Source organism: Argonema antarcticum A004/B2, from assembly GCF_023333585.1.
GTDB lineage: Bacteria > Cyanobacteriota > Cyanobacteriia > Cyanobacteriales > Aerosakkonemataceae > Argonema > Argonema antarcticum.
In genome coordinates this window covers 39,392-64,481 of sequence record NZ_JAIQZN010000017.1, presented here as the reverse complement: position 1 = coordinate 64,481, position 25,090 = coordinate 39,392, and the positions used below count along the sequence as shown (strand labels likewise).

Annotated in this window: 19 protein-coding genes; 11 read left to right on the top strand and 8 right to left on the bottom strand. The window is 44.0% G+C overall.

Going from position 1 to position 25,090, the window contains the following annotated elements; genetic code table 11:
• Positions 1 to 116: 116 nt before the first annotated feature.
• A complete protein-coding gene (locus tag LAY57_RS10215; RefSeq protein WP_249066314.1) occupies positions 117 to 1,061 on the top strand; it encodes a hypothetical protein in 945 nt (314 codons plus the stop codon).
• A 2-nt stretch (positions 1,062 to 1,063) separates the two neighbouring features.
• Positions 1,064 to 1,840: a hypothetical protein gene (locus tag LAY57_RS10210; RefSeq protein ID WP_249066313.1), complete on the top strand. Its 777-nt coding sequence runs from the start codon at positions 1,064 to 1,066 to the stop codon at positions 1,838 to 1,840.
• Between the two features lie 334 nt (positions 1,841 to 2,174).
• Here the strand turns inward: LAY57_RS10210 and glgP are convergent, their stop codons facing one another.
• The gene (gene glgP, locus LAY57_RS10205) at positions 2,175 to 4,466 is read right to left on the bottom strand and encodes an alpha-glucan family phosphorylase (protein ID WP_249066312.1); all 2,292 of its coding nucleotides are present in this window, start codon (positions 4,464 to 4,466) and stop codon (positions 2,175 to 2,177) included.
• A 548-nt stretch (positions 4,467 to 5,014) separates the two neighbouring features.
• Here glgP and LAY57_RS10200 point away from each other — a divergent pair.
• From LAY57_RS10200 to rimM, 4 genes are read left to right on the top strand one after another with little or no spacing between them, the layout of a single operon-like run.
• Complete coding sequence (locus tag LAY57_RS10200; protein WP_249066311.1) at positions 5,015 to 6,292, top strand: valine--pyruvate transaminase; 1,278 nt, start codon at positions 5,015 to 5,017, stop codon at positions 6,290 to 6,292.
• A 26-nt stretch (positions 6,293 to 6,318) separates the two neighbouring features.
• Positions 6,319 to 7,512, top strand: coding sequence for an AAA family ATPase (locus LAY57_RS10195; RefSeq protein WP_249066310.1), 1,194 nt, complete (start codon positions 6,319 to 6,321; stop codon positions 7,510 to 7,512).
• Positions 7,509 to 8,261 carry a DUF4276 family protein gene (locus LAY57_RS10190; protein ID WP_249066309.1) on the top strand — a complete coding sequence of 251 codons (753 nt, stop codon included), beginning with the start codon at positions 7,509 to 7,511 and terminating at the stop codon, positions 8,259 to 8,261. The genes LAY57_RS10195 and LAY57_RS10190 overlap by 4 nt, the downstream gene beginning before the upstream one ends.
• Entirely contained in the window at positions 8,258 to 8,821 is a 564-nt protein-coding gene (gene rimM / locus LAY57_RS10185) for a ribosome maturation factor RimM (protein WP_249066308.1), read from the top strand. Before LAY57_RS10190 ends, rimM begins: the two co-directional genes overlap by 4 nt.
• Before the next feature lie 163 nt (positions 8,822 to 8,984).
• Here the strand turns inward: rimM and LAY57_RS10180 are convergent, their stop codons facing one another.
• From LAY57_RS10180 to LAY57_RS10155, 6 genes are all read right to left on the bottom strand, one after another.
• Entirely contained in the window at positions 8,985 to 9,296 is a 312-nt protein-coding gene (locus LAY57_RS10180) for a type II toxin-antitoxin system RelE/ParE family toxin (protein ID WP_249066307.1), read from the bottom strand.
• On the bottom strand, positions 9,250 to 9,552 hold the full coding sequence (locus tag LAY57_RS10175) for a type II toxin-antitoxin system ParD family antitoxin (RefSeq protein WP_249066306.1): 303 nt from the start codon (positions 9,550 to 9,552) through the stop codon (positions 9,250 to 9,252). Before LAY57_RS10175 ends, LAY57_RS10180 begins: the two co-directional genes overlap by 47 nt.
• Before the next feature lie 248 nt (positions 9,553 to 9,800).
• Complete coding sequence (locus LAY57_RS10170; protein ID WP_249066305.1) at positions 9,801 to 11,225, bottom strand: sensor histidine kinase; 1,425 nt, start codon at positions 11,223 to 11,225, stop codon at positions 9,801 to 9,803.
• Between the two features lie 123 nt (positions 11,226 to 11,348).
• On the bottom strand, positions 11,349 to 12,716 hold the full coding sequence (locus LAY57_RS10165; RefSeq protein ID WP_249066304.1) for a sensor histidine kinase: 1,368 nt from the start codon (positions 12,714 to 12,716) through the stop codon (positions 11,349 to 11,351).
• 259 nt (positions 12,717 to 12,975) lie between these two features.
• Positions 12,976 to 14,025 (bottom strand): GGDEF domain-containing protein, encoded by a 1,050-nt coding sequence (locus LAY57_RS10160; RefSeq protein WP_249066303.1) that lies wholly within the window; start codon positions 14,023 to 14,025, stop codon positions 12,976 to 12,978.
• Positions 14,026 to 14,647: 622 nt separating this feature from the next.
• Positions 14,648 to 15,100, bottom strand: coding sequence for a hypothetical protein (locus LAY57_RS10155; protein WP_249066302.1), 453 nt, complete (start codon positions 15,098 to 15,100; stop codon positions 14,648 to 14,650).
• A 363-nt stretch (positions 15,101 to 15,463) separates the two neighbouring features.
• Between LAY57_RS10155 and LAY57_RS10150 the strand changes: the two genes are divergently transcribed.
• From LAY57_RS10150 to LAY57_RS10130, 5 genes are all read left to right on the top strand, one after another.
• Complete coding sequence (locus LAY57_RS10150; protein ID WP_249066301.1) at positions 15,464 to 16,690, top strand: RNA-guided endonuclease TnpB family protein; 1,227 nt, start codon at positions 15,464 to 15,466, stop codon at positions 16,688 to 16,690.
• Between the two features lie 65 nt (positions 16,691 to 16,755).
• Complete coding sequence (locus LAY57_RS10145) at positions 16,756 to 17,787, top strand: permease (protein ID WP_249066300.1); 1,032 nt, start codon at positions 16,756 to 16,758, stop codon at positions 17,785 to 17,787.
• 181 nt (positions 17,788 to 17,968) lie between these two features.
• Positions 17,969 to 19,075, top strand: a complete 1,107-nt coding sequence (locus LAY57_RS10140; protein WP_338022387.1) for a TIGR03943 family putative permease subunit — start codon at positions 17,969 to 17,971, stop codon at positions 19,073 to 19,075.
• 116 nt (positions 19,076 to 19,191) lie between these two features.
• Complete coding sequence (locus LAY57_RS10135; protein ID WP_249066299.1) at positions 19,192 to 20,724, top strand: TolB family protein; 1,533 nt, start codon at positions 19,192 to 19,194, stop codon at positions 20,722 to 20,724.
• 150 nt (positions 20,725 to 20,874) lie between these two features.
• Positions 20,875 to 22,626 carry a pentapeptide repeat-containing protein gene (locus LAY57_RS10130; protein WP_249066298.1) on the top strand — a complete coding sequence of 584 codons (1,752 nt, stop codon included), beginning with the start codon at positions 20,875 to 20,877 and terminating at the stop codon, positions 22,624 to 22,626.
• Here LAY57_RS10130 and LAY57_RS10125 read toward each other — a convergent pair whose 3' ends face one another.
• On the bottom strand, positions 22,627 to 24,771 hold the full coding sequence (locus tag LAY57_RS10125) for a peptidase domain-containing ABC transporter (RefSeq protein ID WP_249066297.1): 2,145 nt from the start codon (positions 24,769 to 24,771) through the stop codon (positions 22,627 to 22,629).
• Positions 24,772 to 25,090 lie beyond the last annotated feature (319 nt).

Below are 25,090 nucleotides of genomic sequence, written 5' to 3'. Positions count from 1 at the left end.
CGTCTCAGGGACAGTTAAACAAGTATGTTAGAAGCATAAAACAGGTCGGAAAGAGCTATGAGGAACACACTGAGTTGAGTGTCTCCGATCATGCTGTAAGTGAGTTAGCTCCATTTATGGCAGCACAGATAACTTCACAACCACCGCAAAGACCAAATTATACACCAAACCAAAGTAATTCTACGGTACCTTCGCAAAAAATAGTACCTTCTACCAACTTACTGCCCATAGTTGAAGAAGCTCCGCAATTGCCTGCTGATACGTCTCAAAATCACCATGCTGAAACAAATGGCTCTGGAGTATCTAAATACTTTGAGCGTGATGGTGAAATGCTTATCCCAAATATTAAAGACTTCAAAGGAAAGAATTGGGCAGAGCAGCAACGGCGCTTTATACTGCTTTATACCAAAGCATACTACGATTTTTTTGGGCAACCAGTTCCATCTGAAGACCATTTTAAGTTAGCTGCTAAAAGGGCAAGTATTCTAGATACAACTAATTTTCCTAAATACTTAACTGGGCTTAAGCGCCAATACTTAAGCCAAATCAGTGGTGGCTACAAGCTTAATCACGATGGAGAGAAAGAAGTAAACAATATCATCGCTCAAATAGAAGACGAGAACGTTGAGGCAGGTCATCAATATTGGCAGAGAAGTGTGAGTGCAACAACTAAAAGAACTCGTCTGAGTAAAGATGATAAAGATAAACTAAAAAAATGGGCGCAGGATGATGTTGAACTTGGAGAATTAAAAATTCGTGATATTACAAAGGCAACAGATTATGCTTTAGTTGCTTTATGGATTATCACGGTGCATCTAAAAAAAGAGCAAGCTATTCGTTGGAATGATGGCTATTACTATCTAAAAGACAAATTTAAAACAATCTCAGTAGAAGCAGAATCATTCAGTCGTGCTATGTCAAAGCAAACTAACGAAAAATATTTTCGTAGAAGCGGGGAATTATATTACCTCACTTCACAAGGACAGCAAATAGTGGAGGGTTGGATAAATGGAAAACCTATTGATTCGTTGATTGACGTAGAAAACGATATGGATGACTAACGATGGGAATAGTAAAATCTCAAATTATTGCAGCTTTATCACCGCCGTTGCCAAATGAAATTGTGACACGCTTGCTTGATGAATATTTAGGCATCAAGCGACATTTAGCGTTCCGAAAATTTCGACCAAGTGAACTAAACGGTGGTCGATTTGCTGAATGTATCTTGCGTCTCATTCAACATTTAGATAACCCGCCCTATACCTCTTTCGGTACCTCTTTGGGAAACAGCGATGCTATCATAAGGCACGTTGAAGCGAATACAACATTACACGAATCCATCCGATTATTCATTCCTCGTCTTACACGAATACTTCTTGATATGAGGAATCGCAGAGATGTTGCTCATGTAGGTGGTGATGTTAGTCCAAACTACTCAGACTCTCTTTTCATAGCTCATAGCGCTGACTGGATTATGACTGAAATTCTTCGCATCTACTACAGTTGCTCGATTGACAATGCAAAAAAAATTGCTAACAGCCTTAACGAAATCGTTTTACCAGTTATCGCTGATATTGATGGTTTTATCCGGGTGCAAAATACGTCATTAGACTTTACACGTAAAACCTTGGTCATTCTTTACTATAAAAGCCCTGCTAAAGTCAAAGATTCTGCTCTAATAAAGTGGACAAGATACTCTAACCCATCAAAATTTAAGAAGGAGATTCTTGCGAAATTAGATGGTGATGCTCTCATACATTATGAAAATGGAATTTGTACTCTCTTGCCTAAAGGTATTGTGTATGTAGAAAACCATGTTCCATTGGAACTTATAGCTTGATTGCTTATTGCATGAATGGCATTAATACATAGAAGGATTATTGAGATTATGATGCAATCGTAGGTGAAATTGTGCTAGGGTTTCGGATTGGTAGAAAGATTTACCCCCAAGTGGACTGTCGCTTTGAGTCATTGATGTTCTTATCTAATAAGTAGTCAAGTAGAGGACTTACTAAGAGATCCCCCCAAACCCCCCTTTTTAAGGGGGGCTTAGATCGCAAAACCTAGATTATACCATTTCTCTAAAAGAATGCTACAGTCTGCGTCGTTGACTTTACTAGATACAATCAACCTACTATTGCTACTGTTGCATGATTTTGGAGAACTGGTATTATTTAGGCGCTGGCGCTGGCTAGAATTGGCTCAAGTTTAGCTGCACTTTCTGGTGCGTAAATTTGAGTTACGTAGTCAGCGATCATGCGATCGGTATTGAATGCAGGCGAGTTTGTTTTAATCGACGCCTTCATCATCTTAATCCAACCGTGAGGAATCCCGTTTTTATCTTGGTTATAGTAGAGAGGAACGATTTCCTCTTCCAGTAACCGATAGAGAGATTCAGAATCAATTCGATCTTGCAATTCTTGGTCGCTGGTGTTGGCATCTTCGCCAATTGCCCAACCGTTAGTTCCCTTTCCGTTAGCATCGGCAATATAGCCTTCGCACCACCAACCGTCCAAAACGCTGCAATTGATACCGCCGTTGAAGCAGACCTTTTGACCGCTTGTACCGGAAGCTTCCAAGGGACGACGGGGGTTATTTAACCAGACATCCACGCCTTGCACGAGTTTCTGGGCAGTGTAGATATCGTAATTTTCGATAAAGGCGACGCGATCGCGAATTGCGGGATGTTTGCACCACTCCATCAACTGCTGAATAATTCGCTTACCTTGTTCGTCTGCTGGGTGAGCTTTACCTGCGAAGATAATTTGTACAGGTCGTTCCGCGTTGCCAAAAATCTTCAAAGCTCGTTGGGCATCGCGTAAAATTAGATTACCGCGCTGGTAGAGGCTGAAACGTCGCGCAAAGCCTAGAGTCAAGACTTTTGGGTCTAGCAGCGAGTCCGCTATCTCGACAAAATCGGGTTCTTCCTCCAGCCGTTCTCGTGCTAGTTTAATGCGATCGCGCGTGTGGGCAATCAAACGTTCTTTTAGCATTTGGTGTCGCCACCACATCTCTTCATCGGGAATTTCGTCTACTTTCGCCCACATTTTGGAGTCGGCGGCGCGAGTTGACCAATCCTCGCCTAAGTAGTCAGAATACAAGTCTGCCATCAGAGGTGCTGTCCAAGTGCGGGCGTGGACGCCATTGGTAATGTGGCCGATGGGAACTTTATTTTCAGCTTTGTCAGGATAGAGGATGTGCCACATTTTGCGAGAAATTTCGCCGTGGAGTTTGCTGACGCCGTTAGCAGCGCGACACATCCGCAGTGCCAAAACAGTCATGCCGAAAGGTTCCCAGGGATCGCCCAGACGACGAGCTCCCAAAGCCAAGAACTGATCCCGTTCCAAACCCAGTTGCGGCCAATAGTGGGCGAAGTAGGAGTCCATCAAATCGGGAGAAAAAGCATCGTGTCCGGCGGGAACTGGAGTGTGGGTGGTGAAGACGCTGCGATCGCGCACCGATGCTTCCACATCGTAAAATGACTTGCCAGTGCGTTGAATTTCTTGCCGCGCAACTTCCAGGGTGCAGAAAGCCGCGTGTCCTTCGTTCATGTGCAAAACAGAAGGCTTGATTCCCAATGCTGTTAAAGCTTGTACGCCGCCGATTCCCAGTACCACTTCTTGGGCGATGCGTGTGTCTTGGTTACCGCCATACAGGTGTCCGGTCAACCAACGATCGATCGGGTCATTGTCCTTGCGATCGGTATCCAGCAAGTAAAGATTAACACGACCGATCCGTGCCAACCAGACTTGCACTTTGACAATCCGCTGCCGAATTTGCAGACTAACCGCGATCGGTTCCCCGCGATCGTTTTTCAACAGCTCGATCGGCATTTCCTCAAACGAATTGTCGTCGTAGTGTTCTTCTTGCCAACCTTGGCGATTCAAGCTTTGATGGAAGTAACCCTGACGGTACAGCAATCCTACACCAACTAAAGGCACGCCCAAATCCGAAGCCGATTTGAGGTGATCTCCCGCTAAAATCCCCAAACCACCTGAGTAGATGGGCAAAGATTCGTGGATGCCAAATTCGGCGCAAAAGTAGGCGACTGGGTTTTTGCGAGTAATTTCGGGCGCAACGCGAAAGGCCCAAGTGTCTTTTTCCGTCATGTAGCGATCGAACTGTTCCGCTAGTGCCTTCACCCTTTTGATGTAAACTGGGTCATTAGCTAGCTGCGTCAATCGCACGTAGCTGGTAGATTCTAGCACTGCAACGGGATTGTGCTTAGACTCGTGCCATTTTTGGGGATCGATGTTGCGAAACAAGGATAAGCGATCGCCCGTCCAACTCCACCAGTAGTTGTAGGCAATGTCCGCCAATCGCTTCAGAGGATAAGGTAACTTCTCACGCAACTTCTCAATCGTGGTCATAGAAAGGTCATTCGCCATAGTTTCGGATTCTGTTGTTTCTTGTGCTAGCCAAACAAAATGCGATCGAGTCGCCTCATCTTCAAAGCTCTTCAACAATCTGATCGACTCGATTAACTTATTCCTTAGTTGTATGTTTCGCGCATCTTGTTGAAATATAGCATTATCAGATTTTAAAACTGAGTAATGTGTTTTTTTGCACTTTTTAGGGTATGATTCTGAATCATCTCATTTCCCGTAGCATCGATTGCCTAAAAAATCGCTCTTTTATCTGTGTTTATCTGTGTTTATCTGTCTTCATCTGTGGTAAAAATCTAACCCCCGATCGCAACAGACAATTTCCAGGATCGCTCTTACACTACCGATGTAACCGGACACAATATCAAATTTTATAAAGCACTTTCTCAAAAATCCTCTCAGTTTGTCAAGTTTTTCTCAAACAGGAGAGGCAGAAGGGACAATAAGGAAAATCGTAATTGCCAAAACTTATGCAATTTAGCAACCTAATCGATTAGCATCGTTTATATGTACTTGGGAAACACACTAGCAAGTCCCTCCCCCACTCTCCCACTCCCCCACTCTCCCATTCCCCCACTCTCCCACTCTCCCACTCTCCCACTCTCCCATTCCCCCACTCTCCCACTCCTATGAACCCTGCCCTAACTCAATTTGGAAATCAAATGTCCCGCTTAACTGGCGTGCGGGCGATTATGAAAGATATTAAAGAAACTTTGCAAGCTGGCAAAGGGCAGGAATTTATTAACTTAAGTCCTGGAAATCCGGTGATTTTGCCGGAAGTTGAGCAGATGTGGCGGGATTACACCAAAGAATTGCTCGATAGTCCAGATTATGGTAAAGTAGTTTGTCGCTACGGTGATTCTCAGGGTTATGAACCATTAATTGATGCAGTAGTCACCGACTTTAATCGCCGCTATGGGTTGAATCTCACAAATCGCAACATTCTGATTACCCCAGGCAGTCAAAGTCTCTATTTCTACGCTGCTAATGCCTTTGGCGGATATACCACAAGTGGCGAATTAAAGCAAATCGTTCTGCCCTTAAGTCCAGATTACACGGGTTATGGCGGGGTGACTTTAGTACCGGAGGCGTTATTAGCCTACAAACCTAAATTGGATATTGATGAGCCTAGCCATCGTTTCAAATACCGCCCTGATTTCAGCCAACTCGAAATTAATGAAAGTACTGGTTGCGTTTTATTCTCCCGTCCCTGCAATCCTACGGGAAATGTCCTCACCGATGATGAAGTACGCAAAATAGAGGCTTTGGCTGCGCCTTACAATGTGCCGGTATTAATTGATTCTGCGTATGGGCTGCCCTTCCCGGCGTTGAATTTTACGGAAATGACGCCAATATTTGGGCATAATGTTGTCCACTGCATGAGCTTATCCAAGGCTGGCTTACCGGGAGAACGGATTGGAATTGCGATCGGAGATGAACAGGTAATTCAGGTGCTGGAGTCATTCCAGACGAATATGTGTATCCATTCATCTCGGTATGGACAAGCGATCGCCACTCGTGCGATCGCCAGCGGTAGACTAGCCGACATTGCAACCCAAGTAATTCGTCCCTACTACCAGAAAAAGTTTGATGTAGTAGAAAGCACCATTGAAGAGGCGATGCCCAAAGATTTGCCCTGGTTCCTCCATCGCGGTGAAGGAGCGATTTTTGCCTGGTTGTGGTTGCAGGATTTACCGATAACTGACTGGGAACTATATCAGGAATTAAAGAAAGTGGGTGTAATTGTTGTACCTGGTAGTTCTTTCTTCCCCGGTCTGCGCGAAGATTGGTCGCACAAAAATGAGTGTATCCGCATCAGTCTCACCGCCACCGACGAGGAAATTGTTGTTGGGATGCAGCGTTTGGCGAAGGTAGTGCAAGAAGTTTATTCAGTTGTCAGTGCTTAATAGAAATAAGAATTACAGCCGCAGCTATGTCAAATCAATTAACTCGTTTGCAAATCAAGAATTTCCGTTCTCTGGCGGATGTAGACATTGCAACAGATTCTCTCAACATTCTCTTCGGGCCTAACGGCTCTGGAAAATCAACCTTTCTGGATACAATATGGTTTGTTCGAGACTGTGCCATAAATGGTGTTGAGACAGCTTCCTCTGAGAGAAGCCACGGGATTGGCGCTCTTTGGGATGGAGCAGATGAAGGTGCGAATATATCTATTACTATCCATACTGATGCAGTCGAATACGAAGTTGTATTTGGATATTCTTCGGGAAGAATAGAACCTTTTGTCGGGGAAAAATTGTACTCAAAATCTAGCAATATTTGCCTGATAGACAGAAAGCTGGGAAGTGACAAAGTTGGTTTTTATAACTTTGGGTTAAGGCAACAAGCGATCGTTGAACTTAGAGAGCCAGAAAAACTTGCATTAAGTAGATATGTATATTTTGAAGAAAAAGCTTTTGAGGCTTCTGAGTTCGACAAATTACTTCACTTCGTGCATAGATATCACTCACGGTCAGCTGACTTGTTCCGCATCAAAAATAAAGGCTCAGACTCTAGCTATCAAACTTGGTTATGGGAAAGGTGCCAAAATTTATGGTCAGTTTTGAGGAATCTACAGAGTAGGCGGATGGTTGACGATCGCTATGACACGATTGTTCATTTTATGAAAGAAAGCTTTCCGTCCTTTAACGATATTCTTATCGAAACGACAGGGCCAACTACAGTCTACGGTAGCTTCTTAGATAAAGGACGCCACCAACCAATCCTAGCATCAGGAGTATCTGATGGTCATCTTCAGATGCTAATTCATCTGACAGCTTTATTTGCTGAGGGAGCAAACCGCGATTCCCTAATCTTGTTTGATGAACCTGAAATATCTCTTCATCCTTGGGCTTTGGCGGTTTTTGCCAAAGCAGCAAAACTCGCTACTGAAAAATGGAACAAGCAGGTCTTTATTGCCACTCACTCTCCTGTATTAATTAGTCAGTTCGATACAAAAAATATATGGGCTGCGACAGTTGATGAACTTGGGAAAACAGAGATGAAACGGGTTAGCGAAATGGAAAATATCCAAGATTTACTGGAAGAATATGCCACTGGTTCGCTCTACATGGCTGAGATGATTGCACCTCAGAGTAAGTCTCCATCCGGGGTGCAAAGTGAATGAACAGTCACGATGCCAGCAGCCAGCAGTCATGCTATTTTTTCTATTTTGGATTGATAGTTACAGGCCAAGGCGAACGCGACCATATACCAAAGTTATTCAGGTCGCTTATGGAGTCGGGGATTTGTTATTTTGAAGTCATTCGCAAGGTAGAACAGTTAACATCGATAACTTCAAATAAGCGAAAAATAACGATGGTTGGAAGCGGTCAAACCATCCCTAACAAAGATGCTGAAAGAATTGGATATCCGGCCAGAGATTATCTTAAAAAGCCATGTAGCTATGTAGTGCTGTTGGACGATCTTGAGTACGATCGCGCGGCTCAAGCACAACAAATTTTTGAGCGCTACAAAGATGCGTTAAACACCATTCTGAAAAACCAAAAACATCGTGCCTCTGTACACTTCTTAGTTAATATGCTAGAAGCCTACTATTTTGCTCATGCTGAAGCAATCAATACAGTGTTAGGAACATCTTTAACAGATTATCCGGGGGATGTAGAAACTATCCGACATCCCAAAGGCGATATCAAACAGATATATCGTGGTTTCAACGAGCGCGAAGATGGTGGTAAAATTCTTGATAGTCTAGATATTGAATATGTTTTGTCCCGTCCCGATACTTGTGCATCACTTAGAACTTTATTTGCATGGTGTTCAAAGTGCTTGGGTGAATCTCCGACTGATAAATATCAGCTTCTTGATGGAATATTGAGTGAAATAACGAAACCCCAGTTGGAGGATATCCCATGAATAATTCTGAGTGGCTAGAAATAGGCGAAATTGTCTCGGCGCAAGGTCTAAATGGAGAGGTGCGAGTCTATCCCGACTCGGACTTTCCAGAACGGTTTGAGAAACCTGGGAAGCGTTGGCTATTGCGATCGGGCCAGACTGAACCGCAACCGATCGAATTATTGTCGGGTCGCTATATTCCTCACAAGGGGATATATGTGATAAAATTGGCGGGAGTGAACGATCGCACCCAAGCAGAGGCGTTGCAAGGTGGCAAGCTAATGGTTCCCGAAAGCGATCGTCCACACCTAGAAGAAGACGAATTTCACGTCATAGACTTAATTGGTTTGGAAGTATTTAATCAATTGACTGGCGAATCTATTGGTATCGTTGTAGATGTTGCTTCCGCAGGTAATGATTTATTAATAGTTAATCCTCATTCATCTACTACAAATAAACCAGGAGAAAACACCAAAGAAAAACAAATTTTGATTCCGTTTGTGAAAGCGATCGTACCTGTGGTAAATCTTGAAAATGGGAAAATTGAAATCACACCCCCGCCCGGTTTGTTGGAAATTTGAAACTCAGATCTTGCTTAAGTAGAATTATATAGAATTATATCCGCAATCAGTACATTGGGTTTGTCGCAATTTGTTAGCGAATCGTCGCTTGAACCGTCCCAATCAACTTTCGTGTAGACAACAATAGAACTATTTGCCTTGAAAAGCAGACTCGGTAAAGCCTTCAGGCAGGGTTGTCATTTTCTTCTAGAATCGCTTCAATATCTTGGGCTGAATGGATTACTCTAACAACTTCTATAAATTCATCATTCGCTCTGTAAAAAATGAAGTATTTCTTAAAGTCTTTAATTGGCCATTTTCTTAGCTCTGTCTTGTATATTTTGCCCATTCCAGGCATCAGAGATAACTGAGCAAAAGTCTGTCTTGCCGAGTCAAAAAACCTCAATGCTATGTCGAAGTTATCTTCAGCAATGTAATCAAAAGCATTTTTAAGGTCGAGAGTTGCTTTCGGTTTGACAATAATTTTTATAGTCATGTCCATTCCGCTTATTGAACTTATCAACAAGCTCAGTTTTCATTTGTTCCCACCATTCGTCATTTATTTCAATAGATTCACCACTATTGAGACCTTCAAGCAGCATAGCATCGAGTTTTGCTTGGGCTACACGCTTCTGTTCTTCATGAATTAAATGCCGAAGATATTCACTCGTGGTACTATAACCTCCTTCTTGTATCTGCTCTTGAATGAAGTCTTTCATCGTATCTGGCAGAGTGATGTTTAATGTAGTCATAGGTGATTTCCGATCGACTCATATTTAATATTGGCAAAATTTAACAATATTTGTCAAGTGGCAACTTTGGCCCATCCAAATACGATCGCAACCAAAAGCTTCGACAATCATCTCATTAAAAGATTTAAGCTGTTCCGCATCTAAATTGTATTTTTTGGGCGGGCGGGACGCCCACCCCACAAGAATTTCATCAAACTTGACTTAAAAATTCCAAAATTTTAATTATGCCGTGTCCAAGTGCGATCGCGCTAGACTAAAGGCAACATAATTTCAAATTCTGTGCCGCTTTCAACGTCGGATTCTTCTATGTCTGACGACAGGCTATCGCCAACACCTAGAGAGACACTGCGCGATCGCATCACAAATTGTCCCCCATGCTTTGCCGTCACAATTCGATAACTAAGTGCCAAACTTGTTTCTTTTTCAGTACGTCTTTCGATGGAGAAAGATTCCAGAATCTGCTTTTGCGCGTTCTCAGATAAACCCGGCCCATTGTCGGCAATTTTAATTGAAACCCAGCGAGGTAATGGTTCATTTGTATTGGCCACAGGTTCCAGAGAACAAACTTTAGTTGTGATTTCAATCCGAGGTTTGCGGCCAGGATGCTGTCGAATTTTGCCTTGAAATTCCATCGCAAATTTTTGGTGAACTGCTTCGTTGAGCAAGGAATGAACAGCATTAATCAGAATATTCATAAATACCTGATTTAATTGCCCCGCAAAACAAGGTACAGGAGGTAAATTACCGTAGTCTTTAACTATTTCGATTTCACTTGTCAGACGGCTTTTGAGCAGTAGCACTATACTATCTAGCAAACCGTGCAAATCCGCTGGCTTCGGATAAACTTCATCAATATGGCAGAAGTTTTGCAGACTTATGACTAATTTTTTTAACCGTTCCGCTCCGGTTTTGATACTCTCGATCGCACGCGGCAAGTCTTGTCGTAAAAAATCAAATTCAATATCTTCTTTTAGTTCGGCGATATCGTTTGGTATCTGGGGCAGGTGGTTTTCGTAAGCAGAAACGATCTCCATCAAGCTGTCGGTGTACATCGATACATGAGTTAAGTTTCCCCAAATAAAACCCACTGGGTCTAAAATTTCGTGTGCAACCCCATCCACTAAACGCCCCAAACTAGCCATTTTCTCACTTTGAATCATTTGGGCTTGGGCGCGTTCGTACCGTACCTGAGTTTCTATGCCTCGAATTTGCCAGTAGGCGATATGTAATTCATGAATATCTAACATTTGATAGATGTTCGGTTCTGTTTTGACTACAACGGGTTCTCCCAAAAGTTCGGGCGATCGCCGCAGTGCGTGCTGAGCTGCCGCCAAAATCGGCATACTATCCGGCAGAACTAAAACGTCAGTGCGAGCATAGGTGTAGAGAATGTGCAGCGGTTTGTGCAAAAATAGTTCAAGTCTGTGAGGACGGATCAGGTATTCCAACAACCTCAGCCGCGAGAGCATCCCGGCAAATTTACCATTATCGACCAGGATAGCTCCAGGCAGTCGGGGATATTTCTCAAAAACGCGGGCAACTTCTATACCCAGGCAGTCGCTTGGAACTTGAAAACTGTACAGTCGCAGTTCTCGGAGGGTTGATTCTATAGTGAGGTCTCGATCGCTGCCTTCGGACAAGTGCGGGGGAGAGACAATTTTGTTGTTTGGCACGAGGTATAACTATGCAGGAAGATGGAATCAGCTTCTAAAATAGCCTACCATTTCCACAAGTTTTGGTTTCAATCCAAAGAATAAAAAATAGTAGGTGCAATGCCCAGCTACCCAGCCAATACCTCAACCCAGGGGCAGCAGGATCTCAAATTCTGTTCCAGTAGCCAGTTGGGATTCTCCTAGCGCATCCGCGTCACTTTGCGATCGCGATCGCAAATTTAATTTACCCCGGTGCTTTTCTGTCACGATTTGATGACTGATCGCCAACCCCAGTCCCGTTCCCTTCCCAACAGGCTTAGTAGTAAAGAAAGTTTCAAAAATCCGCCCCTGAATTTCCAGCGGAATACCAGACCCGTTATCAGCAATGCGAACTGCTGCCCATGTAGAATTATCAACTTCGATCACTTCAGTAGCAATTTCTATTTGCGGTTTCCATCCATACGTAGGTTCTGCGTCCGATTCTTTCTTATCCATCAGTGCATCGATCGCATTACTAATAATATTCATAAATACCTGACTCACCTGACCTGAGTAACAGGGTACTGGTGGCAGTTGGCCATATTTTTTCACCACTTCAATGCTGTGTTTGACGCGGTTATGTAGAATTAACAAGGTACTTTCAAGGCACTCATGCAGATCGACAGCTTTTTTATTACTCTCTCCTATATGCGAGAAATTACGCAGACTATTAACTATCTTGACTAATCGCTCTGTCCCCATTTTCATGCTGTCAATCATTTGCAGCATATCTTCTTGTAAAAAATCAAATTCTATTTCTGCCTTAATTTCCGCAATTAGCGGCGATTCTTTGGGAATTTCTCGCTCGTAAGCTGAAATTAATTTAATCAGGTCTTGGCTGTAATTCGATAGGTATTCCAAATTTCCCGAAATAAAGTTAACTGGATTTATAACTTCGTGAGCGACTCCAGCCACCATCTGTCCCAAACTCGCCATCTTTTCAGTTTGCATCATCTGAGACTTGGTTTGTTCCTTCAGTAGCCTTGTTGTCAGTTCGTGAATATGCGACTGGGCGATCAGCAATTGATGGACATCTAACAATTTATAAAGTCTCGGCTCAATTTCAACGACAATCGGTTCGTAAAGTAACTCCGGCGATCGCTGCAAAGACCGCCTAGCTGCCATCACAATTAAAGTGTCGCTTGGAAAAATTAAAATATCCGTATGGGCCAATACATATAAACACTTAATCGGTCGCTTTAAAAACAGTTCTAGTCCGTAGGGGCGGCTCATACACTCTAAAAATCGCCGTCTGGAAATCATTCCCGCAAACTGACCGAGGTCTGTCAAAACAACTCCAGGGAGCAGCTGGTTATCTTCTAACGCCTGTGCTACTTCACTGCCTGGGCGATCGATCTCTATACTCAAATCATAGAGAGACAAGTCTTGGAGGCTTGAGTCCAAACTCAGCCCTTGCGTTTCAGATGAGTGCAGAACTGACATTTCGGGATATGACTGTTTCAAAGCAAACATAATGTTATGTCTCAATAAGTTCCTTTAGTTTGTATAACATGATTCATATTATAATCTATCATCACATTTTTTTGGGGATATTTTTTTAAATCAAAACTTTATATTTGGGAAACTTTAACCTAATAGAAACCTTTTTTTAACTAAAATTTAACCTAGTTACTGTAAATAATTAGATTTCAGATTTTAGATTTCAAAACTTTCCTTTTAAATGTGAAATTTGAAATCTAAAATCTAAAATTTCCCACAATACCTAGTATGGCTATAGAACGCTGACGCGATCGCGTCCCAATGCTTTGGTGTGATAAAGGGCCCGATCTGCCGCCTCGATCAAGCTTGCAGGCGTTGATTCCGAGTCAGGAACCATAGTCGCTACACCCAAACTTATGGTCACATAAGGCATAACGCAAGACTTAATATGAGGGATTTCTAGCGCTTTGACATTCATTCGGATTTGCTCTGCTACAGATACAGCACCAGCTGCTGGGGTGTTAGGCAAAATCACAGCAAATTCTTCGCCTCCGTAACGCGCCACTAAATCCGCCGGTCGCTTTACAGAAGAGCTAATTGCTTGAGCTACTTGCTGCAAACAAGCGTCTCCTCCTAAATGGCCGTAGGTGTCGTTGTAGCTTTTGAAACAATCGATATCGCACATAATCAAAGAGAGCGGTATTTGCGCGCGGCAAAGTTCGTGCCACTTGCTGTCCAGGTATTCGTCAAATCGGCGACGGTTAGCAACTTTGGTCAAGCCGTCAGCAGTGGCGAGGAGCTGTAACTCGAGGTTAGCTTTCTCAAGCTGTTGATAAAGGTTACCAATTAGTTGAGATGCTAATTCGTGAATTTGCGATTGAGCGACAAGTAATTGATGGATATCTAACAATCTGTAAACCTTTGGCTTTATTTCAACCACAATCGGTTCGTAAAGTAGTTCTGCCGATCGCTGCAAAGACCGTCTAGCTGCCATCACAATTAAAGTATCGCTGGGAAAAATTAAAGTATCGGTATTGGCTAAAAGATATAAAGATTTAATCGGTCGCTTCAAAAAAAGTTCCAGTCCGTAGGGACGACTCATATATTCCAAAAATCGCCGCCGCGAAATCATGCCCAAAAGCCGATCGCGTTCTGTCAAGATAACTCCAGGTAGTAGCGGATTATCTTGAAATGCCATAGCTACTTCGCCACCTGGTCGATCGCTTTCCACTGGAAAATTGTAGAGCGACAACTCTTGCAGCGTTGACTGCAAACTGAGTTCCTTCGTCTGTAACGTGGCGAGAACTGATAAGTCGAAAGAGAGCTGTTTGGCAACAAACATTAAGGAATTCCTCGGTCAGTTCTTGGAGTCTATATTGCGAGATGCTAAAAAAACCCTGTAATACCACTACTAACGCAAGTTGCTAGTTATTTGCATCAAGTTACGTAGTTGAGCTTTCTAGCTCTGATCACAACTGGGATAAAAGCGCTAAAGCTCAACTACGTACCAAAGAGCAGCGCTAATCTCATAACTAGCAACTTACATTACTACTTAATTTTTTATTTCTACACAGACGCAGAAGACGCGCAGGTGTCCCAGGCGCAGCGTAGGTATTCATTGCCCATTAATCCTGAAATTTTATACTACCTTATTGTAACTACTTGGAAAGTCAAAATATACATAAAATAATATTTGATCAAAAAAGTTAAATAATCGATAAGTTTTTTTTAACCATGAATTAACCAATTATTAAAGATTAGATCGTTTTATTTAAGATTTGCAGGCTGAGGAGAGTTTTGTGCTATCTGGTTTGCAGCCGCTAAGAAGCTATTTGAAAAATACCAGTCAGGTCTAGAAACCTCGTTTATTGTTGGGGAAGAGTGCGATCGCGCTCGTTGGTAGCAAGAAAAGAAACCCGGTTTCTCGTCCCAAACAACAGAAAACAGTTTGGTATTTTTTTTGGTCAAGGCATTAACGCAAAAAAGAAATCATCCAGAGTAAACGGCACGTAGGAATGAAACTCCACCTTAGCAATGCCGTGCCGGTTTAATTCTAGCTGCTGGGGCAAAGATTCCGATTGCCCATCTGGTAGACTGGGCTGGTTAGCTACAGTGCTAGTTTGACCCAGGAAATGTCCCTCCCGGTTATATGCTGTTAAGACGACAATTCTGGTACTGGAAACAAAGGCTCCGGCCCAGCAGCTGGGTTTGTCAAAATAGGCACTTAGGCTCATTAGATTTCCCATTGGCATGAGGACTGTCGATCCGGATTTGGCCGTAAATCCTGGGTTAGAAGGTTCTATAGCGATCGCACCACTAAACCGGATACCCATGTGGCGATACTGGTCGGTCACGCGCTCAAATGCCGTTAAATCCTCGAAATCAAGCCGTATTAGCCTTGGACTTGCAAGTTCCATTTGGGCCAGTTGCAACATAAGAAGATTAATCTAAACAGCCTAGTAGATAACTACACAAAGCAAATGAATGATTCCCTGTAATCTTGGTCAAAAATTTTGACCGTATGTGCTTACAGAATATCGGTTAATACTGGGGATTGATTCGCCCTTGTGGGTGAAAAGAGGGACTCGATTGGTTAACTGAATCGCGCCTGTTGTCCCCCGAAGTCAGTCCGCTATGCCTAACGGCAGGCTAACGCCAACGCACTTAGCGGTGGGATGAAAGGCGGTCAATCGGAGGTACGGAGATTTCCAAATCTTCCAGAGCGGTGTTACTGAGATACTATATAATAGTAACAAAGCCGACTAAGGAGGTGATGTTAAGTGCTACGCAAGGTTGTCAAAATTCGGTTGTACCCCACACCAGAGCAAGAAATGCTACTGGCTCAATCATTCGGTTGTGCTAGATGGTGGTGGAATTACGGACTGAATAAATCAATTGAAACCTACAAAGAAACTGGCAAAGCATTGAGCCAGTCAGCACTTAATGCACTCCTACCAGGACTAAAGAAAGCCGAAGAAACTATTTGGTTAGGTGAATGCTACAGTCAAATATTGCAAGCTGTAACACTCAATCTAACAGTAGCTTACCGCAACTTTTTTGCCAAAAGAGCAAAGTTTCCTCGTTTCAAGTCAAAACACGGTAAACAATCTATCCAATATCCACAAAAAGTCAAAGTTTTAGATGGCGCTGTCAAGTTGCCGGGAAATCTTGGTACTCTTACTGCCAAAATTCACCGACATATTGAAGGGAAAATCAAAACAGTAACAGTTAGCAAAACACCATCAGGTAAATATTTTGCATCTATCCTGTCAGAAGTTGAAGGTGATGAACCCAAGACTTCAACAGAAGGAAACGTTGTTGGCATCGACTTGGGATTGAGACATTTTGCCATTGTCAGTAACGGCAGCAAAGTGTCTAAGTATGACAATCCCAAACATTTAGCCAAGCACGAGAAGAACCTGAAACGCAAACAACAAAAGTTAGCTAAAAAACAAAAGGGGAGTAATTCAAGATCTAAATGTCGAAAACTTGTAGCTAAAGTGTATGAACGGGTTAGCAATTCAAGGCAGGATTTTCTACATAAGCTTTCACGAAAGCTCGTCAATGAAAACCAAGTTGTCGTAGTGGAGAATCTTCATGTCAAAGGCATGGTTTGTAATCACAAATTGGCGAAAGCAATATCTGATGCTGGGTGGGGAACGTTTACCAATTTTCTATCCTACAAGCTAGAGCAAAAAGGCGGTAGGTTGGTTTCTATTGACAGATGGTTCCCTAGTTCCAAACTTTGTTCTAATTGCTATTACCAGATTGATGAGTTACCACTAGATGTTAGGAAATGGACTTGTCCAAACTGTGGCACTCATCATGATAGAGATGGTAATGCGGCAACGAATATTAGAGCAGAAGGTATCAGAATGCTAAAGGCGGATGGAACAGCCGTTTCTGCTGACGGAGGGGAAGTAAGACCAAAACTCGGACGCAAGTCTAAGTTGGGGCATTCCCCTATGATGTTAGAAGCTCCCGTCATAGTCGTTACTCCGACTTGACGGTGGGTAGTTCACAATGTCTTGACAATGCCTAGAAATAGATAAAGCTCCTCACCACGAATCGAATGACTCAATTGAACAATGCTTTTACCTTATTCCTGAGTTTGCTAGTAGAAGCGATACCGTTCTTGCTGCTAGGGGTTCTGTTCTCAGGTGTGCTGCTGTTGTTTATCGATGAGCGCAAATTGAGTGCAGCTATGCCTCGGAACCCCCTGCTAGGAGCTTTAGTTGGCAGTTTAGCGGGCTTCCTGTTTCCAGTTTGCGAGTGCGGTAACGTCCCCGTAGCGCGGCGGTTGCTGATGCAGGGGATACCTGCACCAGTGGCGATCGGGTTTTTACTCGCAGCTCCCACAATCAATCCGATCGTGATCTGGGCAACTTGGACAGCATTTCGGGATCAACCAGAAATTGTCGTGCTGCGGGTACTATGTTCCTTGAGCATAGCCACCATTGTTGGCTGGATATTCAGCGCTCAGACTGATTTGCGACCCCTGCTGCAACGACAAGTCGCCAGCGCGATGCCAACACCCAAACGCCGAATTGCTTGGTCTGAGATCCCCAAACTGGAAAATGCAGCTCCTGCTTTGTTGCAGTCCGGTACTTTTTTACTAAGCGAACCGGGTAAAGTCATCCGAATGGACGCGGCAACATTCCCCGTGACCGGAGCATCTGCGGCGGTGAGTAAACCTGTAAAATATCGTCTGAGTCTGCTTCTGGACAATACCGTGCAGGAACTGCGGGAATTAGGCGCAGTATTAGTACTGGGGAGTGCTGTAGCAGCTTCTATTCAAGTTCTAGTTCCCCGCGAAATTATCCTTTCCGTGGGTAATAGCCCGATCGCTTCTATAGTAGCGATGATGGTATTGGCAGCAGTGGTGTCAATTTGTTCAACCGTGGATTCCTTCTTTGCCCTCTCCTTTGCTTCTTCATTTACCAGCGGTTCCCTGCTAGCATTTCTGGTATTTGGCCCGATGATTGACCTCAAAAGCATGGGTTTGCTGCTGTCAATATTCAAACCAAGAGCGGTATTTTATTTATTGGCTCTAGCCGCTCTACTTACCTTCTTGTTTACCTTGATCTATCAATTGGCATACTAATGAGGATGGCAAATTGGCTCTTCTGTATTTACTATCCTATTTGAGCAGAGGAGCAGAGAGGCAGAGGGGCAGAGGGGCAGAGGAGCAGAGGAGCAGAGGAGCAGAGGAGCAGAGGAGCAGAGGTATGAAAATGTGATTTTTTGAACAAAAAGCATAAGAACTCCCAAAGAGCCGGACAGTATTGAGCTATTCCCCACTCTCCACTCTCCACTCAGCACTCCCCACTCAGCACTCAGCACTCAGCACTCAGCACTCCCCACTCCCCACTCAGCACTTTGCTATACCAATGACAATCCAAAATCCAAAATCTAAAACCCAAAATCCCTTATTACCCTGGCTCGATGTAGTTGCCATAATCGCCTGGGGCATTTTGTTGTTGAAATACTGGATAACAAGCAAGTTATACCTACTGATTCATCCCGATTACTTTTGGTTAGCGATATTAGGTGGCTTTGCTTTGCTTATCATCGGTATTTTAAAAGGATTATCTCTCCTCTACAACGAACAAATCCTCAAGCGTCAACCTTCATCTGTACAAAAGAGATTAATCGCGTCTCTACTTTGGTTAGTAATTTCAGTTGGTGCGTTGATGCGGCAATTGTTTGGGTTTCAGAAGGGGTCTTCGCTGCGCGGGGATAGCACCATCAAGAATGAGCCGTCTACCTTCCCACGTCCTTCATCCAACTCCCAACCTCAACACATTTCCCTATTTCCCCCCGGTTGGAGTACTGGTTTGCTTCTGACAACAGCGATCTTGGGTTTTCTAATTACACCCAAACCGTTTATGAGCCAAACAGCATTATCGAGGGGCATCACGGATTCCTTGTCGATGACGCGATCGCAGCCCCAAGAATTTCGGAGTGCAAAACGTCCCGAAGATCGATCGCTCATCGACTGGGTGCGAACCTTAAACGCCTATCCAGAACCCGACGCCTATACCGGACAAAAAATCAAAGTGCAGGGCTTTGTTATCCATTCTCAAGAATTACCAGAGCAATACCTACTGCTTTCCCGCTTTGTAATTACCTGCTGTGCGGCTGATGCCTATCCAGTAGGTTTGCCAGTCAAACTGTACGGCCAAAACATCAGTGTCAAAAGTTCCGATTCCGAATCTGAGTCTATCTACACCGATGCTTCGCCCCTAGTCCGCACAGCCTTTAAACCCGATTCTTGGTTAGAAGTTGAAGGTCAAGCAATCACCGAAAATCTGGGAGGTAAACGCCAATTGACTATCCAAGCTAGCTTTATAAAACCTATTCCAGAACCTAAAAATCCATACGATTATTAGTCATTAGTCATTAGTCATTGGTCATTGGTCATTGGTCATTTGACAACTGACAACTGACAACTGACAACTGACAACTGACAACTGACAACTGACAACTGACCACTGACCAATGACCAATGATTAATTCCAAATTCAAAACCCCAAATCTAAAATGGATTGAGCCCCTTGACCGCGTTGCTATTACGGTAATGCTGGTGCTGAGTGTAGTTATTGGGCTGCTATTGTGGCACGGAGATAGCTCATCAGCACGGGTGCGAGATTTCAGCTGGCAAAATAAACAAATTGGATCTGAAGATAACCGCTTCATCCTAACTTTTAGTCGCCCAATGGAACACGCCAGTGTAGAAGCAAATCTGCAAATTAATCCGCCCTTACCAGGAAAATTTAGCTGGGCTGGGCGTAAATTGGCTTATACCCTAATCGCACCAGCCCCATACGGCATTGAGTATAAAGTGCAGCTGCTCCAAGCAACAGACCGATTCGGTAGTTCAGGAGAAAAAGGAGCTAACCTCAAGCCTTTTGAGGCTAAATTCCGCACACGCGATCGGGCCTTCGTTTACTTGGGCGTAGAGGGTAAGGACGCGGGTCGGTTGATGCTGGTCAATCTCAGTGCCGCCGAGCCGAAACCGATCGCTCTGACGCCAGCAGACCTGGTAGTGAGCGATTTTATACCTTATCCCGATTCGCGTCGCATTTTGTTTTCCGCTAACGATCGCACATCCCAGCGTCAAGCAGTGCTGGAACAAAACCTCTACACCGTCACCACAGGTATCGCACCCCAATCCCCAAACACTGAAGTCACAAAAGAGGAACCAGCTGGTAAAGTCAGGCTGGTTCTAGACAAGAAAGACTACCAAAATCTGAAGTTCGACCTGTCACCGGATGGAAAAACCATTGTCGTACAGCGCCTAAATCGACGCAATCCTGGGGATTTTAGCATTTGGACAGTCAAGATGGATAGCTCAGATCGCCTTACTGCTAAACCCCTAGAAGGCCAACTGGGAGGCGATTTTTTGATTACCCCCGATAGTAAGGCGTTAGCGATCGCTCAAGCACAAGGATTAGCGATCGTACCCCTAGAAACACACCAAGATAAACCGCTCGATTTCTTGCCCAAATTCGGTATGGTGGCTAGTTTCAGCAGAGATGGTACAGCAGCGGCGATGGTGAAATTTAACACAGATTACACGCGATCGCTCTATTTAGTAACCAACCAGGGAGTTGAGAAAGAACTTTTGCGGATAACTGGCTCAATTATGAGCGCCCAATTCGATCCGATGGGGCAGACTCTTTATTGCCTCCTAACCAAACTTATCCCAGGACAGCAATACCAAGAACAGCCATATATTGCCGCCATTGACCTCAAAACAGCCGAAATGAAACCACTTTTAGTGCTACCAAATCAGCGACAGGTGGAAATGAACCTATCCCCAGATGGCATCGCCCTACTATTTGATCAACCTCTCGCAACACCCTTATCCGCAGGGGAACAATCTGATGCCCCGCGAACAGATAGTGGCGAAGCAGTTACTTCCAGTACCCTCTGGCTATTGCCTCTAGTTTCAGCCCCACCCACAGAAGGAAAGCCTGCCCAGATGCAGCCAGAACAGTTGCCCTTGCCCGGTTTTCATCCCCGTTGGCTCCCCTAAAGTCAAAAGTCAAAAGTCAAAAGTCAAAAGTCAAAAGAAAACAGGTGCAGAGGGGAGGGGGTAAGAGGGGAAAAGAAAGAATTGTTCACTTTTGAATGAGTGACTTTTGACTAATCTGCTGCCACTTTTGCCCAAATATTAGGGGTCGTAATGCAAGTACAGGATTTTCTGGCTCGATATAAACAAGGAGAGCGAGATTTTGCCCACATTGACCTTAGTGGAGCTATTCTCACCAGCGTCAACTTGCAGGATCTTGACCTTACAGGCGCTAATCTCACAGGCGCAAATCTCAGTTGGTCATTTTTGAGTCGCAGCAAACTTTACGGTGCCTGTCTTCGCCAAGCCGACCTCCGCCATACTACCTTGGCCGGTGCTAATCTCGATCGCGCCATTTTGAGCGGGGCAAATCTTAGCAAAGGGGATTTGCGTTTCGCTCACCTGCAAGAGGCTGATTTGAATTGGGCAGTGCTAGAAGAAGCAGATCTAAGCGGTGCCGATCTCCAGGGCGCTAAGCTGGATCAGAGCAATCTGGAACGCAGCAAATTAAATGAAACCCAGTTGACGAGAGCGGAATTGATGGAGGCGAATCTTCGTCGTTCCAGCTTGATCGGCGCTAATTTCACTAATGCCAATCTCCGCGAAGCAAATCTGGAATCGGCCAATTTGCGAGATGCGATTCTGATCGGGGCTAACTTAACCGAAGCAAATCTTACTGGTGTTTGTTTGCGATCGGCTAATTTGAGTCAGGCAGATTTGCACCGGGTAGTTCTTACAGGTGCTGACTTGAGTGAAGCGAACCTTCACAGTGCTGACTTGAGTCGAGCTAATTTAGCTGGTGCTTATCTGCTAAAAACAAGTTTGAAAAAAGCTTATTTATTAAGAACTAATCTTCAAGATGTATTGTTGCTGCGATCGGATTTGAGCGAGGCTAATTTGCGCGGAGCAGATTTGCGGCGGGCGGATTTGTCTGGTGCTTATTTAAGCGATACGACTTTGAGCGAAAGCGACTTGAGCGAAGCGTATTTAATGGAGAGTCATTTAATTCGCACAAATTTGGAGCGGGCGCAAATGACGGGCGTCTGCATTGAGAATTGGCATATCGAAGATGTCGATCTTTCTAAGGTTGAGTGTCGTTACTTTTTTACTCAGTTCAATCATGCAACTAAAAGTCCAAATCAGCGCTATCCTGTTGGTCGGGATTTGGAACCTGGAGAGCTAGCTAAAGAGTATCGAGAAGATTCTTCTAATATCGAAATCGATTTAACAGAGGAGCCGAATTGGTCAGCGCTGATCTTTACTATAACTAAGATGGAACAGGACTCTCCCGAACTTACTCTGACGATTAAATCTTTTGAATCAATGGCTGGGCAGTATTTGCTGCGGCTGGCGTCGAATCGGTTACTGAATGCGAAAATAGTGCGATCGCGCTTCTTGCAAATCTACCCGCAAATGCTCCAGCGCGTCTTAAGTCGTCATCAGCAAATCCTCAGCCTGCTTAATATTGTAGTTCGTCAGCCAGATTCCGAGCAAACATCAGGTGAAACATTAGACCAACCTGTTGCAAAGAAGCCGCCGGAGCGACCTTCAATGGATAAACAGATGCAAGTGTATCAAGAAGTGTTGCGTCAAATTGAAGCTATTTTGATGTCTCAAGCGCCAGAACAGTTTGTAAATAGCGTGGAACGTTTAATAGATTACTTAAAGCGCCAGGGGATTTCAACTGAGGAAATTCAGAAGAAGGTTATCGGTCAAGCGATCGCACGACGGGCCAAGCGAGATGCGGCTTTTCAAGAACATCTTTTGAAATGGGAAAAGACGGCGAGCGATTCGGCTCGTCTCTCTGCGGTTGGTTCGGCAGTAAGATTGGCGATCGCACTTATCTTGCAACAACCACCTACTTAATCAAGGGGTTAGGAAGTTCAGATGGTCGCCAGAGACCGATCGCATATCCTCCAAATTGCCTTGCATTTTTAACTTACCCTCCTCCACATACACGATCCAATCGGCTCGATTTATCACTCTGGGGCGATGACTGACCAAAATTGTGGTTTTACCTTGTCGATCGTACAACAGTTTATCGAGAACTTGCGCTTCACTTATAGGATCGAGACCGGCTGTTGATTCATCTAAAATTAGCACAGATGGGTCATTGACGATCGCTCTCGCTATTGCCAATCGTTGCCTTTGTCCCCCCGAAAGATTCGCCCCAAATTCGCCAAGCACGGTTTCATAGTTGTCCGGTAGATTACTGATAAAGTAGTCAGCATCGACAATTTGGCAAGCTTTTACAATGCTTTCAAACGTGACATTAGGGGAACCCAAACGGAAATTTTCAATAATCGATCGACTCCAAAAGTGAGGTTCTTGGGGAACGAGGACAACTTGTTGACGTAGACAATCAAGGGAGATATCTTGCTGGTTATAGTTGCCAAGCCGAATATTGCCAGATTGAAGTTGATATAACCCGGCAATTAATTTGGTTATGGTACTTTTGCCGCAGCCAGATCTACCGATAAGAGCAACAACTTTACCACCAGGAATTTTTACACAAAAATCCTCAAGTAACTCAACTCTACCAGAATGGTGAAAATTCAGGTTTGTGCAAATGATATCTGCATCATCAGGAATTTTGACAAAGTTTTTCTGAGACTTACCTTGATTTTCAGGTGTCGCGTCTATGACTTCTGCGATCCGCTCAGTGGCCGTTTTTACTCGCGTGAATTCCTCTACGAATCCGATCGCAGTGAGAATAAATCCTATAAAGTTAGCATTCATGGCGTTAAAAGCCAGTAGCTGTCCAATACTTAACTCTTCTTTAATTACTAAGCTACTGCCAAACCAAAGCAAGGCAATTACACCGATACCAGAAATTAGTTCTGAGAAAGTTTTATTGATAATAGCAATTTGAATAGTGCGAAATGAGACGTTTGCTAAACGACCAAACCGGCTTTGTAACTCTTCCCAAAATTGAGGCGCAGACGAAGTTATTTTTAGTGTCAACGCTCCTTTGAATGTTTCTACCAAAACTCCTTGGTTTTCTGCTTCTAATACTAATAACTTACGAATCTTTTGCTGTAAAGTAGGCAGCAATATCGCTGGACATAGCATTATCGCTATAGCAATGAAACAGGCAAAAGTTGCCAGTTCCCAGGAGTAAAACAGCATTAATCCAAAAGATACAAATGCAATAAACATCTGGCTTGGCAAAACGATCACCACTTGCGAAACCAGCTGATTAATCTCTTGAATATCTCGCAATCTGCTGACAATTTCACCACTGCGACGGGATTCGTAATAGGTGAGGGGCAAGCGCAGAATTTGCCGACCAAATTCCAAAACTAAATTTAATTCCAGACGTTGTGCAAAGTGTGCGACGAGGTTAGATTGCACCAATCCTAAGCTACTGCTAATCAGGTTCATCACCAAAACTGCGATCGCTACACCCCCAAGCAGCTTGGTATCGCCCCTCACCAGCACGTCATCAGTTAAGATTTGAATCAGAAATGGTGACGCTAAAGAAAGTAAACCTAACACAAAGTTGATTAACAGCGCTTCCGCCAGAATACCCCGGTAAGTCCAAACTGGCTTCAAAAAACGCCCAAAACCACCAACTTTATCATTAGGTTGCTCTAAAAATCGGATTGGATCGGGTTCTAGTAAAAGCATTACCCAATCCGTCCAACATTCTGCTAACTGCTTCCTAGAAAAATAAAGAATACCAACTGCCGGATCGGCAATGACATACTTTCTGCCCCGCTTTCCATACAAAACAACCCAATGATAGCCTTTCCAGTGAATAACTGCTGGCAAGGGCGCTTCATTAATTCTGTCTAAAATTTCAGGTGAAGCTCTAACTGGGCGAGCATTAAAACCTAGTGCCTCTGCACCCTGCTTCAATCCCAGCAATGTCGTCCCCAGTTGCCCAGTACCCACAGCTTCGCGAATGCGATTGATAGCAAAGCTGCGCCCGTACTTTTTCGCAATGGAAGCAATACAAGCAGCTCCACAGTCTTCTTCATTATGCTGTAGAACATTTGGATATTTCATCGGCTTTTTATAGGCAAAAATAAGGCATCTGTATCTTCACAGATGCCTAGTTTAACTAAATTTCCTGATTCAGTTATATAGCGTGAAGTACACAATGCTTCACGCCTGGAACTCAGGCATCCTCTGAGTTATTTGCTCCGAGCACCTAAGCTTCCATTGGCCGACCGACTGTGAAGGCATTGAGCTGGGCATCCACCGTTAATAGAAGCAGCCTTTTGGGCTGGAATTTCGGTGAATAGGGGGGTTTTTTGGTTATTCTTCATGGCTGTAATCGTCCTTTTTGATGGGTGCGTAGAATTTGAGAGTTCTGCCTTTGAAC

What these genes read in the sequence shown, in the direction of transcription:
- LAY57_RS10215 (WP_249066314.1), top strand. Translation starts at nt 117, where the DNA reads ATGGCAGCACAGATAACTTCACAACCACCGCAAAGACCAAATTATACA.
- LAY57_RS10210 (WP_249066313.1), top strand. Translation starts at nt 1,064, where the DNA reads ATGGGAATAGTAAAATCTCAAATTATTGCAGCTTTATCACCGCCGTTG.
- LAY57_RS10200 (WP_249066311.1), top strand. Translation starts at nt 5,015, where the DNA reads ATGAACCCTGCCCTAACTCAATTTGGAAATCAAATGTCCCGCTTAACT.
- LAY57_RS10195 (WP_249066310.1), top strand. Translation starts at nt 6,319, where the DNA reads ATGTCAAATCAATTAACTCGTTTGCAAATCAAGAATTTCCGTTCTCTG.
- LAY57_RS10190 (WP_249066309.1), top strand. Translation starts at nt 7,509, where the DNA reads ATGAACAGTCACGATGCCAGCAGCCAGCAGTCATGCTATTTTTTCTAT.
- rimM (WP_249066308.1), top strand. Translation starts at nt 8,258, where the DNA reads ATGAATAATTCTGAGTGGCTAGAAATAGGCGAAATTGTCTCGGCGCAA.
- LAY57_RS10180 (WP_249066307.1), bottom strand. Translation starts at nt 9,296, where the DNA reads ATGACTATAAAAATTATTGTCAAACCGAAAGCAACTCTCGACCTTAAA.
- LAY57_RS10175 (WP_249066306.1), bottom strand. Translation starts at nt 9,552, where the DNA reads ATGACTACATTAAACATCACTCTGCCAGATACGATGAAAGACTTCATT.
- LAY57_RS10165 (WP_249066304.1), bottom strand. Translation starts at nt 12,716, where the DNA reads ATGTTTGCTTTGAAACAGTCATATCCCGAAATGTCAGTTCTGCACTCA.
- LAY57_RS10160 (WP_249066303.1), bottom strand. Translation starts at nt 14,025, where the DNA reads ATGTTTGTTGCCAAACAGCTCTCTTTCGACTTATCAGTTCTCGCCACG.
- LAY57_RS10155 (WP_249066302.1), bottom strand. Translation starts at nt 15,100, where the DNA reads ATGGAACTTGCAAGTCCAAGGCTAATACGGCTTGATTTCGAGGATTTA.
- LAY57_RS10145 (WP_249066300.1), top strand. Translation starts at nt 16,756, where the DNA reads ATGACTCAATTGAACAATGCTTTTACCTTATTCCTGAGTTTGCTAGTA.
- LAY57_RS10135 (WP_249066299.1), top strand. Translation starts at nt 19,192, where the DNA reads ATGATTAATTCCAAATTCAAAACCCCAAATCTAAAATGGATTGAGCCC.
- LAY57_RS10130 (WP_249066298.1), top strand. Translation starts at nt 20,875, where the DNA reads ATGCAAGTACAGGATTTTCTGGCTCGATATAAACAAGGAGAGCGAGAT.
- LAY57_RS10125 (WP_249066297.1), bottom strand. Translation starts at nt 24,771, where the DNA reads ATGAAATATCCAAATGTTCTACAGCATAATGAAGAAGACTGTGGAGCT.